Origin of the sequence: Arthrobacter sp. AG367 (assembly GCF_007828995.1) — a bacterium.
GTDB lineage: Bacteria > Actinomycetota > Actinomycetes > Actinomycetales > Micrococcaceae > Arthrobacter.
Genome location: NZ_VIVE01000002.1, coordinates 576,877 through 589,483 on the forward strand (window position 1 = coordinate 576,877; position 12,607 = coordinate 589,483).

At 65.5% G+C, this 12,607-nt stretch carries 5 protein-coding genes; 3 read left to right on the forward strand and 2 right to left on the reverse strand.

Annotated features, from left to right (window positions below; translation table 11 throughout):
• Nucleotides 1-39: 39 nt before the first annotated feature.
• Entirely contained in the window at nt 40-1,827 is a 1,788-nt protein-coding gene (locus FB478_RS09740; protein ID WP_144600293.1) for a thiamine pyrophosphate-requiring protein, read from the reverse strand.
• A gap of 63 nt (nt 1,828-1,890) precedes the next feature.
• Nucleotides 1,891-4,509 carry an alpha-glucan family phosphorylase gene (gene glgP, locus FB478_RS09745; RefSeq protein WP_186447770.1) on the reverse strand — a complete coding sequence of 873 codons (2,619 nt, stop codon included), beginning with the start codon at nt 4,507-4,509 and terminating at the stop codon, nt 1,891-1,893.
• A 192-nt stretch (nt 4,510-4,701) separates the two neighbouring features.
• Between glgP and FB478_RS09750 the strand changes: the two genes are divergently transcribed.
• Genes FB478_RS09750 through FB478_RS09760 form a run of 3 tightly spaced genes read left to right on the forward strand, consistent with a single transcriptional unit; the run spans nt 4,702 to nt 12,240 of the window.
• Nucleotides 4,702-6,744 (forward strand): alpha-1,4-glucan--maltose-1-phosphate maltosyltransferase, encoded by a 2,043-nt coding sequence (locus tag FB478_RS09750; protein WP_134165860.1) that lies wholly within the window; start codon nt 4,702-4,704, stop codon nt 6,742-6,744.
• Nucleotides 6,741-8,534, forward strand: coding sequence for a maltose alpha-D-glucosyltransferase (treS, locus tag FB478_RS09755; protein ID WP_018771179.1), 1,794 nt, complete (start codon nt 6,741-6,743; stop codon nt 8,532-8,534). Before FB478_RS09750 ends, treS begins: the two co-directional genes overlap by 4 nt.
• A gap of 1 nt (nt 8,535) precedes the next feature.
• Entirely contained in the window at nt 8,536-12,240 is a 3,705-nt protein-coding gene (locus FB478_RS09760) for a 1,4-alpha-glucan branching enzyme (RefSeq protein ID WP_056389201.1), read from the forward strand.
• Nucleotides 12,241-12,607 lie beyond the last annotated feature (367 nt).

A 12,607-nucleotide genomic window follows, 5' to 3' on the forward strand; every position in this document is an offset into this window, starting at 1 on the left:
GAAAGTCCCGTTCCTCCCCAAGGGACCGGGCACACGCGGCTAGCCCTCCGGTCGCTCCTCGTGCGCGGCATAGGTGTCCAGCAGCGCAGAGGCCCGGCCGCCGTCGTCCTCCGCTGACAGCCCTTTCCGCACGTTCTCCGCCTTCTGGCGCCCGGCCGGGAACGGCGGAAGCAACGGGACCTCGGGGTCAGTCAGTACCTCGATCACCACGGGGCAGTCCGCGGCGAAGGCCTGGTCCCAGGCGTCTGCGATTTGCTCCGGGTCCTCCACCCGGATGCCCCTCAAACCCAGCAGTTCCGCGTAGCCGGCGAACGGAAAATCGGGAAGCTCCTGGCTTGCGGCAAACCTCGGCTCGGCCTCCGACTCACGCTGCTCCCACGTGACCTCGGTAAGTTCCCGGTTGTTGAAGACGCACACCACGAACCGTGGGTCCTGCCACTGGCGCCACCTGTGCGCCACCGTGACCAGCTCGGCCACGCCCAGCATCTGCATGGCACCGTCCCCGGCCAGGGCCACGAGCGGGCGGTCCGGATGCGCCAGCTTGGCGGCAATCCCGTAAGGGATGGCGCAGCCCATGCTTGCCAGCGTCCCGGACAGGTGCGCCGGGACGTTCAGGGGCACCACCAGTTGACGGGCATACCAGTAAACACAACTTCCGACGTCGACACTCAGCTGGGCGTTCTCCGGCAGCCTGCCGTTAAGCTCACGCACCACACGTTCAGGATTAATGGGGCTCGCCGCAACTGCAGCCCGGTCTGCCGAGAGGATGCGCCACCGGCTGACGGCCTCCTCCACATCTGAACGCCATTGGGCGCGTGGGCGGTGTTCCAGCCGTTGGTTCAAGGCTTCCAGGGCGGACGCGGCGTCTCCCGCCAGGCCCACCTCCACGGGGTAGCGGTTGCCGATCTTCTTCTCGTCAATGTCGATCTGCACGGCGCGGGCGGCCCCGGGCGGCGGGTAGAACTCGGTCCAGGGGTCGTTGGAACCCACTATGAGGAGGGCGTCGCAATTGCCCAGAAGGTGGGCACTGGCCGTGGTGCCCAGATGCCCCATGGTTCCCACCGCGAAGGGCAGGTTCTCATCCACGTAGGGCTTGCCCAGGAGGCTGGTGGCGATGCCGGCCCCAAGCTTTTCCGCCACGGCAACCACTTCCTTGCCGGCGTGCCTGGCACCCTGGCCCACCAGGAGGGCTACCCTCTCTGCGGAATTGAGGAGGGCAGCTGCGGCGGCCAGGTCTTCCCCGCGGGGGCTCTTGGCCGCAGCACTCCAGGAGGGGGCTGTGACAACGATGCCGTGCTGCTGTTCCAGCTCCGGGGCAGGCGCGGACTGCACGTCATGCGGAATGATGACCACGCAGGGGGAGGAGGTTGCCTTCGCCGTCCGGAAGGCACGGTCCAGCACCATGGGCACCTGCTCGGGCGCGCTCACCAGCTGCACGAACTGGGAGGCGACGTCCTTGAACAAGGCGTTGAGGTCGATTTCCTGCATGTAGGCCGAACCCAGCACGGTGCGGCTCTGCTGCCCCACGATGGCCACCACCGGCACGCCGTCCAGCTTCGCGTCGTACAGCCCGTTGAGCAGATGGACGGCGCCGGGGCCTTGGGTGGAGGTCACCACGCCCACTCCGCCCGTGTACTTGGCATGGCCCACGGCCATGAAGGCCGCCGACTCCTCATGCCGGGCCTGGACGAACTCAACCCGTCCATCGGTGCGGCGCAGGGCACCCATGAATCCGTTGATGCCGTCCCCGCTGTAGCCGAATACCCGCCCCACACCCCACGTGGTGAGGCGCTCCACGATCACATCCGCTACCGTACGTTCGGTCATTGCGCCCTCCTGCGTCGGGTTGGTCCCTGCCTGCCCAGGAGCCGTACCCATCGGAGCGGCGGGCTAAGCGTTGACGATCAGCCCCAGCTCCGCCTTGGAGGCCAGTGCTTCATGCCGGGGCAGTACGCGGACGGTGTATCCGAACGGTCCGGAGCGGTCGATCACCAGCGAACCGCTGAACAGGTGCCGTCCGTTGCCAAGGTCCTCCTTCACCTGCAGCTCCATCATGGTGATGTCTGCCAGGGCGTCGTTCTCTTCGGCCCGGCCATAAGCCACTTCCACGCAGACATCCTCGGGGGTGAGGGCATTCAGCGCTATGTAGGCGTTGACCTGCAGTGTGTCGCCGATCTGCGGATCCTCGGACACACCCACGGAATCCACGTGCTCCACGTGCACCTGGGGCCAGGCCAAGCGGACCTTGGCCGACCACGACGCCAGGGCACGGGCCTGGGCATAGGAGTTGGCGGTGGCGCTGCGGCCGGCTTCGGCGGCGGGGCGGTACAGGATGTTCACGTAGTCGCGGAGCATGCGCTCCGCGGAAACGGCCGGACCCAGGTGGGACAGGGTGTGCTTGATCATGGACACCCAGTGCGTGGGGACCTTCTCGCTCCTGGTGGTCGAAGGCCCGGCAGCTCCTGCCCCCTCGGATACCGTGCTCCCGTAGAAGCGCGGTGCCACCTGTGTTTCAAGCAGCTCGTACAGCGCCGCCGCCTCGATGTCGTCGCGTTCCTCGGGGGAGGCGTCGTTGTTGGCGGTGGGAATCGCCCAGCCGTTCTCGCCGTCGTACATCTCATCCCACCAGCCGTCCAGGACGGACAGGTTCAGCGAGCCGTTCAGCGCCGCCTTCATGCCGGAGGTCCCGCAGGCCTCCAGCGGCCGTAGCGGGTTGTTCAGCCAGACGTCACAGCCCGGGAACAAGGTCCTGGCCATCGCGATGTCGTAGTTGGGCAGGAACGCGATACGGTGCCGCACCTCGGGATCGTCCGTGAAGCGCACCAGGTCCTGGATCATTTTCTTCCCGGCATCATCGGCAGGGTGCGACTTTCCAGCGATAACCAGCTGGATGGGGTGCTCCTTATGCAGCAGCAGGGCCTTGAGCCGGGCAGGTTCGCGCAGCATCAGGGTGAGCCGCTTGTAAGTGGGCACCCGGCGGGCAAAACCGATGGTCAGCACATCCGGGTCCAGGACGCTGTCCGTCCAGCCCAGCTCGGCGTCGGCCGCGCCGCGCTTCTTCCAGGCAGCGCGCAGCCTGCGGCGGACGTCCTCCACCAGCGCAGCCCGCATCTCCCGGCGGAGCGCCCAGACATCGGCGTCGCTGACGTTGTAGGCCAGGTCCCATTTGCCCAGCGCTTCCGCCTCGCTGCCGAACTGGTCACGGGCCAGCTTCGAGATGCGGCTGTCCACCCAGGTGGGCACGTGCACGCCGTTGGTAACCGAGGTGATGGGCACCTCGGAGTGGTCGAAGCCCGGCCACAGGGCGGAGAACATGCCGCGGGACACTTCGCCGTGCAGTTTGGCCACGCCGTTGGCGCGCTGGGCAAGGCGCAGGCCCATCACCGCCATGTTGAAGACGGACGGGTTGCCGTCCGCATAGTTTTCCCTGCCCAGTTCCAGGATCCGGTCCAGCGGCACCGCGGGAGCCAGGCCGGCCTGGAAGAAGTGGCTGATCTGGTTGATTTCGAACCTGTCAATGCCTGCCGGGACGGGCGTGTGCGTGGTGAACACCGTGGAGGCCCGCCCCGCGGCCAGTGCTTCGTCGAAGCTCAGGGCCTGTTCCCCGGACATCAGCTCCTGGATGCGTTCGATCCCAAGGAACCCGGCGTGCCCTTCATTGGTGTGGAACACCTCCGGTGCGGCGCAGCCTGTCAGCTTCTGGAAAGCGCGCAGGGCCTTGACGCCGCCCATACCGAGCAGGAGTTCCTGCTGCAGCCGGTGGTCGCCGCCGCCCCCGTACAGCCGGTCCGTGATGCTGCGGGCGGCATCGTCGTTGCCCGGCACGTTGGAGTCCAGCAGGAGCAGGGGAACGCGTCCGACGTCGGCACGCCAGATGTGTGCCAGCAGCCGCCTTCCGTTGGGGAGGGGGAGTGAGATCTGCAGGGCCTTGCCGTTGCCGTCGGGGGACGGCTCGCGGAGCAAGGTCAGGGGCAGCCCGTCCGGATCCAGGACCGGGTAGGTCTCCTGCTGCCAGGCATCGCGCGAGAGTGATTGCTTGAAATAACCCGCCTGGTACAGCAGGCCCACCCCGATCAGGGGAACACCCAGGTCCGAGGCAGCCTTCAAGTGGTCACCGGCCAGGATGCCCAGGCCGCCCGAATACTGGGGGAGGACCTCGGTAATGCCGAACTCGGGGGAGAAGTAGGCGATGGAGGCTGGGGCGTCCGGGCCCAGGCCCTGGTACCAGCGGGGCTCCTCAAGGTACCGGTCGAGGTCCTCTTCGGCAGCCCGCACCCGGTCCACCACTGACTGGTCCGCGGCGAGCCGCTGGAATTCCTCGCGGCTGACCATTCCCAGGAAGCCGATGGGATCCTGCCCGCTTTCCTCCCAGAGGCGCGGGTTCAGTGCCGCGAAAAGCTCCCGCGTGGGCCGGTGCCAGGACCACCGCAAGTTGCTGGCCAGCCTGGCCAGGGGCCGGATGGGCTCGGGGAGGACTGTACGGACCGTAAACCTGCGGATTGCCTTCACCTGCGTCACACTAATCGACAACATGCGCGGCTGGAACCAGCTTTCGGTTTCTTTTGGGTAAATGACAGGGGCGTGAAGAAATTGGGCCGCGGCGCGAGGAATTTTAGTGAGCACGCTTAGCAATCCTGGCCATTTCTCGCTAACGTCGAGCCTGTGACGACTAACTCAGGAACCAGTGCCGCATCCACCAAAATGCCCCAGCGCCGTATCACGGAGGGCCTTCGGTTCGGGCGTTTTCCCATTACCGCAGTGCAGCCCGTCGTCGAGGGCGGCAAGTTTCCGGCCAAAGCCCTGCCCGGCGAAGCCATCGTGGTGGGCGCCACCGCCTTCCGCGAAGGGCATGACCAGCTCGGTGTGAGCGCCGTGCTCCTGGACCCCTCCGGCGCGGAGCGCCAGCGTGTGCGGCTCGCGCCGCCCCGCGGGGAACGCGGCATGGGAACGGACCGCTGGGAAGGCGTGCTCACGCCGTCGGAAACCGGGAACTGGTCCTTTGTGATCGAAGCCTGGCACGACCGCTACGGCACCTGGCACCACAACGCCGAGGTGAAGATCGACGCCGGGATCGACGTCGAACTCATGCTTACCGAAGGTGCCAAACTGCTGGGCGAAGCGTCCACCGAGGACTTCCGGGACGAGGTGGACCGGGCAGCGCTGCGGCACGCCTCCGACGTCCTGGCCGACCAGTCCCGCAGCACCGAGGAACGGCTCGGGGCAGGGTTCAGCCAGGAAATCGCTGACATCGTGGCCCGGCAGCCCATCCGGGAACTGGTGACGGTTTCCGAGAAGTTCCCCCTCCTGGTGGAGCGGGACCGCGCCGGCCGCGGCGCCTGGTACGAGTTCTTCCCCCGCTCTGAAGGCGCGGTCAAGGACCACAACACGGGCGCTTGGACGTCAGGAAACTTCCGGACCGCGGCAAGGCGGCTCGACGCCGTGGCCGCCATGGGCTTCGACGTCCTGTACATGCCGCCCATCCATCCCATCGGCGTGCAGCACCGCAAGGGACCCAACAACACCCTGGTTGCCGGCCCCAATGATCCCGGCTCGCCCTGGGCCATTGGAGCCAAGGAGGGCGGCCACGACGCCATCCACCCCGACCTCGGTTCCTTCGAGGACTTCGACGCCTTCGTGGCGCGGGCCAACGAACTGGGCCTGGAAGTTGCCCTGGACCTTGCGCTTCAGGCAGCCCCGGACCACCCTTGGGTGGAGTCCCATCCGGAATGGTTCACCACCCGGGTGGACGGCAGCATTGCCTACGCCGAAAACCCGCCGAAGAAGTACCAGGACATATATCCGCTCAATTTCGATAATGATCCTGAAGGGCTTTCCCGGGAAATTCTGCGGATTGTCCTGTTGTGGGTCAGCCACGGCGTAAAGATTTTCCGGGTGGATAACCCGCATACCAAACCGGTGTGGTTCTGGGAATGGCTTATTGCCGAAGTGAATAAAACGGTCCCGGGCGTGGTGTTCCTCGCCGAAGCGTTCACCCGCCCCGCCATGATGCACGCACTGGGCAGGGCCGGCTTCCAGCAGTCCTACACCTACTTCACCTGGCGCAACACCAAGAAGGAGATCGAGGCGTACTTCGACGAAGTCAGCCACGAATCCCCGGCCTTCTTCCGCCCCAACTTCTTCGTCAACACCCCGGACATCCTGACCGAATACCTGCAGTACGGCGGCCCCGCCGCGTTCCGGATCCGGGCGGTCCTTGCCTCCACCGGAAGCCCGCTCTGGGGCGTCTACGCCGGCTACGAACTGTACGAGCATGTGGCCCGGCCCGGCGCCGAGGAGTACATCGACAACGAGAAGTTCGAGTACAAGGCCCGCGACTGGGACGCCGCAGCCGAGTCCGGGCGCTCGCTGGCACCGTACATCACACGGCTGAACCACATCCGCCGTGACCACCCGGCGCTGCTGGACCTTCAGAACCTGACGGTCCACCAGAGCACGGACGAATCCACGGTGGTGTACTCCAAGCACAAGACCCTTCCCGACGGGACCAAGGACACCATCATCGTGGTGGTCAACGTGGACCCGCATGTCACCAAGGAAAGCAGCGTGGTGCTGGACCTGGCAGCCCTGGAGCTCGATCCGCAGGACCGCACCCCGGGCGGCGGCTTCTACGTTGACGACCTGATCTCCGGCCAAAGCTGGGAGTGGGGCGAGTACAACTATGTGCGGCTCGACCCGCACGTGGAACCGGCCCACATCCTGAGCGTGAGGAGAATGCATTCGTGAGTTTTAATCCGCAAAGTTCCGGCCACTTCACCCCAAAGAGCACGTTCGAGCTAAATGCCCCTGGCCTCCAGCATGACCCGCTGTGGTACCGCAAGGCCGTGTTCTATGAAGTACTTGTCAGGGCCTTTGCGGATGCCAACGGCGATGGGTCCGGGGATTTCTCCGGGCTCATCGACCGGTTGGATTACCTGCAGTGGCTGGGCGTTGACTGCCTCTGGCTGCCCCCGTTCTTCCAGTCACCGCTGCGCGACGGCGGCTACGACATCTCCGACTACAACTCGGTCCTGGACGAATTCGGCACCATCAGCGATTTCAAGCGCCTCGTGGCAGAAGCCCATGCCCGCGGCGTCCGGGTGATCATCGACCTGCCCCTGAACCACACTTCCGACCAGCACCCGTGGTTCCAGGAATCGCGGAAGGACCCGGACGGCCCTTTCGGGGACTTCTACGTCTGGAGCGACACGGACGAGAAGTACCAGGACGCGCGCATCATCTTCGTCGACACCGAGGAATCGAACTGGACGTTCGATCCCATCCGCCGGCAGTTCTTCTGGCACCGGTTCTTCAGCCACCAGCCTGACCTGAACTTCGAAAACCCGAAGGTGATCGACGCCGTCTTCGACGTTGTCCGGTTCTGGCTGGACCAGGGGATCGACGGTTTCCGGGCAGACGCCATCCCCTACCTCTTTGAGGAAGAGGGCACCAACTGCGAGAACCTCCCGGCCACCCACGAGTTCCTCCGCCGGCTGCGGGCCATGGTGGACGAAAGCTATCCCGGCCGCGTCATCATTGCCGAGGCAAACCAGCCGCCCACCGAAGTGGTGGAGTATTTCGGCACCGTTGAGGAACCCGAATGCCACATGGCGTTCCACTTCCCCATCATGCCCCGCCTCTATTACGCGCTGCGGGACCAGAAGGCCGCGCCCATCATCGAAACCATGCGCGACACCCCGGACATCCCCGAGGGCGCGCAATGGGGAACATTCCTCCGGAACCACGACGAGCTGACCCTGGAGATGGTCACCGCCGATGAGCGCGCGGCGATGCTGGGCTGGTACGCCCCCGACCCCCGGATGCGGGCCAACATCGGCATACGGCGCAGGCTGGCACCGCTGCTTGATAATTCCCGCGCCGAGATCGAGTTGATCAATGCCCTCCTGCTCTCGCTTCCGGGCAGCCCCTTCCTGTACTACGGGGACGAGATCGGCATGGGGGACAACATCTGGCTTGAGGACCGCGACGCCGTCCGCACCCCCATGCAGTGGAACCCGGACCGGAATGCCGGCTTCTCCCATGCGGATCCCGGCAAGCTGTACCTGCCGCCCATCCAGTCGCTGGTCTACAACTACGGCATGGCCAATGTCGAAGCGGAGGCTGCCCACTCCGGGTCCCTGCTGCGCTGGACCCGGCAGATCCTCAGCGTCCGCAAGAACCACCCGGCTTTCGGACTGGGCGGGTTCAAGCACGTGGAGGCGGACCACGACGCCGTCCTGGCCTACCTTCGTGAACTGCCGGACAGCAACCCTGCGGGCGTCGATGGAGAAATCATTTTGTGCGCCTTCAACCTCTCCCAGCACCCCGTCGCCGCCACGCTGCGCATTCCGGAATATGCCGGGCGCGGGTTGCGCGACGTCTTCGGTGGACAGATCTTCCCCGGCATCGGCGATGACGGCACCCTCACCCTGACCCTCGGAAGCCATGACTTCTTCTGGCTCCGCATGCGGTCGGCGGGGTCCAATCCGTCGTCGCCCTTCACCCAGGCCATGCCCATCCTGTCGATAGAGAACTGAGATGAACCAGCCAATCCTCACTCCCGCCCTGACCGCGCTGCTCAAGGAATGGCTGCCGCAGCAGCGATGGTTCCCCGTCAAGACACCCGATTTCGCCATTTCCCAGGCCGGCAGCCTGGGCCTGGAGGATCCCACCGGGCACGCCGCGCTGGCCGTATTCCTCCTCAACGTCACCATGGAGGGGCCCGACGGCGGCCCGCGCAGCGCCGTGGTCCAGGTCCCCTTGAGCTTCCGCCCGGCACCGGCCGGCGGCATGGAACGGGCGCTGGTAGGCGAAGCCGCAGGAATGGATCCAACCCGTCCCTGGGTCTACGACGCTGTCCACGACCCCGACTTCGTAGGCGCCTGGCTCGACCTCATCCGGGACGGGTCGAAGGCCGCAAGCGGCAGTGCCACCGGCTTCCGGGTGGAAGGGCCGCACCGCCTGCCCACTGCCAAGGGCGTGGTGAAGGTGCTCTCGGGGGAGCAGTCCAACAGTTCAGTCATCGTGGACGACGGCGAATCTGCCGCCATGGTGAAATTCTTCCGCGTCCTGTCGGACGGGACCAACCCGGAGATTGAAGTCGGTGCTGCCTTGACCAGGGCCGGCACAGCGGAAGTCCCCGCCACCCTGGGCTGGGTCCGCGGGGAGTGGCTCGGAAAATCCGGTAACGCCGGACAAAGCAGCCGCTACGTCCAAGGTGAGCTTGCGGTGGCCCACGAGTTCCTCGCCGGCGGCCGCGACGCCTGGCGGCTGGCGGTTGACGCCGCCCGCTCCGGCACCGACTTCACGGCAGAAGCCCGAGCCCTGGGCGCGGCCACCGCAACGGTGCACAAGCGGTTGGCGGAGGCACTGGGGCAGTCAGCCGAGCCCGAACCCGGAAAGGCGCCAGGAGCTGCTGTTGCCCAGCGTGTCCGCGCTGCTTGGGCGGAAGCCCGTGCCGCCGTCGGGCCTTACGACGACGCCCTGGACGCCCTGCTGGCCGGCCTGGACAAGGTTCCCGCCGGGCCGCTGCAGCGCATCCACGGCGACCTCCACCTGGGCCAGATCCTCCTCGTGACCGGACAATCCGGCGACCAATCGCGCTGGGCCATCCTGGATTTCGAGGGCGAGCCCCTGCGGCCCATCTCCGAACGGAACGTCCCGGACGTACCACTCCGGGACGTGGTAGGAATGCTGCGCTCCTTCGACTACGCGGCCGGTGCGGCGCAGCGCGAGCAGGAAGGTGCACAGGTCCCGGACAGCTGGGTCGACGATTGCGCCGATGCCTTCCTTGCCGGGTACGCGGGGGTCATTCCCGGCACGGTGGACCGGACCTCGCCCCTGTTTGTGGCATTGTGGCTGGACAAGGCGCTGTACGAAGTTGTTTATGAAATGCGTAACAGGCCCGACTGGGTGGCGATTCCAGTAAACGCCTCCAGGCGGCTCCTAAGCGGTAACGGTGCCGGCGATCAGGCCGGTGCAGCATCGGAAGGTAACAAAATGACAGGCTCAGCACGAACTGACCAGCCGGGGGTGCCGCTGCACGTGGACGAAGGCACCCTGGGCAGGATCGCGAACGGTGAACACCACGCCCCCCACTCCGTCCTGGGCGCGCACCTGGACGACTACGGGCATGTCACCATCCGCACCGTGAAGCATCTTGCCGAAGCGATCACCGTGGTCACCCAAGCCGGTGAAGTGCCAATGCAACACGAGGCTCACGGCGTTTGGGTTGCGGTCCTGGATCCGCAGGACCAGGGCCACGTTCCCGACTACCGGCTCTCGGTCACCTACCCGGGCAAGGACCCGGTGACCATAGATGAGCCCTACCGCTACCTGCCCACCGTAGGCGAAGTGGACCTGCACCTCATTGGTGAAGGCCGGCACGAAAAACTGTGGCAGGTTCTCGGTGCCCACGTGCGGCACTACAAATCATCGCTTGGGGACGTCAACGGTGTGTCGTTCGCCGTCTGGGCCCCCAACGCGCAGGCCGTCCGGGTCAAGGGCGATTTCAACGCCTGGGACGGACGGGAAAACTCCATGCGGTCGCTGGGTTCCTCCGGTGTCTGGGAAGTGTTCATTCCCGGCGTCGCGGCAGGTGCCTGCTACAAGTACGAGATCCTGACACGGGGCGGCTACTGGGTCGAAAAGGCCGATCCGCTGGCCTTCGGCACGGAGGTGCCCCCACTGACGGCGTCCCGGGTGGTGGAACCTTCCTACGCCTTCAAGGACGACGAATGGATGGAAGCGCGGGCCAAACGGGACCCGCACAACTCGGCCATGAGCGTCTACGAAGTGCACCTCGGGTCCTGGCGGCTGGGCCTTGGCTACCGTGAACTCGCCGACGAACTGGTGGAGTACGTCAAGTGGCTCGGGTTCACGCACGTGGAATTCATGCCCGTCGCGGAGCACCCGTTCGGCGGTTCCTGGGGTTACCAGGTCACCTCCTACTTCGCACCCACGTCCAGGTTCGGACATCCCGACGAGTTCCGCTACCTGGTGGACGCCCTCCACCAGGCGGGCATCGGCGTGCTCCTGGACTGGGTGCCTGCACACTTCCCCAAGGATTCCTGGGCATTGGCCCAGTTCGACGGCGAGCCTCTTTACGAGCACGCGGATCCGGCGCTGGGGGAACACCCGGACTGGGGCACCCTGATCTTCGACTTCGGCCGCACCGAGGTCCGGAACTTCCTGGTGGCCAACGCGCTGTACTGGCTGGAGGAGTTCCATATCGACGGCCTGCGCGTGGACGCGGTGGCCTCCATGCTCTACCTCGATTACTCCCGCCAGGAAGGCCAGTGGCGGCCCAACCGCTTCGGCGGAAGGGAAAACCTGGAAGCCATCTCCTTCCTGCAGGAAGTCAACGCCACGGTCTACAAGACACACCCCGGCGCCGTCATGATCGCGGAAGAGTCGACGGCCTTCCCGGGCGTCACCGCTCCCACCAGCCACGGTGGCCTGGGCTTCGGCCTGAAGTGGAACATGGGCTGGATGCACGACTCCCTCAAGTACATCTCCGAGGATCCCTTCAACCGCAAGTGGCACCACGGAACGGTCACCTTCTCCCTGGTCTACGCCTTCACGGAGAACTTCCTGCTGCCCATCAGCCACGATGAAGTTGTCCACGGCAAGGGCTCCATGCTCCGCAAGATGCCGGGCGACCGCTGGCAGCAGCTGGCCAACCTCCGCGCCTTCTTTGCCTACCAATGGGCGCACCCCGGCAAGCAGCTCATCTTCATGGGAACCGAGTTCGGCCAGGAAGCGGAGTGGTCTGAGCAGCACGGACTGGACTGGTGGCTCGCGGACATCCCCGCGCACCGCGGACTGCAGCTGCTGACCAAGGACCTGAACGAGCTGTACGCTGCGACACCCGCCCTCTACACCCAGGACAACGTTCCTGCGGGTTTCCAGTGGATCAACGGGGGAGACGCCGACCGTAACGTCCTGTCCTTCATCCGATGGGACGCCGACGGCAACCCGGTCGTCTGCGCCATCAACTTCTCCGGTACGCCGCACGTCGGCTACACCCTTGGAGTTCCCACGGCCGGCGCATGGACCGAGGTCCTTAATACGGACCACACCACCTACGGCGGATCGGGTGTGCTGAACAGTGGAGAGCTGAAGGCCACCAACGAGGGACAGGATGGCCAGCCGGCCACCCTTACTGTCACGCTTCCCCCGCTGGGAGCGTCCTACTTCAAGCCCGGGGCCGCATCGGCTGACCAGGCCGACGGGAAGAAATAACGGCAGATGCAGTAAGCGAAAGGCCCGGAATCCGCGTGGTTCCGGGCCTTTTGGCTGTCCGCAGGACGCCCTCCGGCAGCGGACTGGCGATCCGTAATGAGTGGTGGTAGAGTTTATTTCCGCGCTGCTCCACGGAGTCAGACGGAAAACCGAACCCCCCAAGCTAACGCTGAGGATGGTCGCGGATGCCGGTTTGACACGAGAGAGATCAGCCGGTAAGTTTGGAAAGTTGCTCCGGAGCGAGCCTGGACGTTGGTTTGGGTGGTGCCGGGTGTGTCTGTTGTTTGAGAACTCAATAGTGTGCCAAGTTTGTTGATACCGATTATGTATGTAATTGGTTGATTGTGCTGTGCCGCCACCCCGTGGT

Coding starts and splice junctions, on each gene's coding strand:
- FB478_RS09740 (WP_144600293.1), bottom strand. CDS start 1,827: ATGACCGAACGTACGGTAGCGGATGTGATCGTGGAGCGCCTCACCACG.
- FB478_RS09750 (WP_134165860.1), top strand. CDS start 4,702: ATGCCCCAGCGCCGTATCACGGAGGGCCTTCGGTTCGGGCGTTTTCCC.
- FB478_RS09760 (WP_056389201.1), top strand. CDS start 8,536: ATGAACCAGCCAATCCTCACTCCCGCCCTGACCGCGCTGCTCAAGGAA.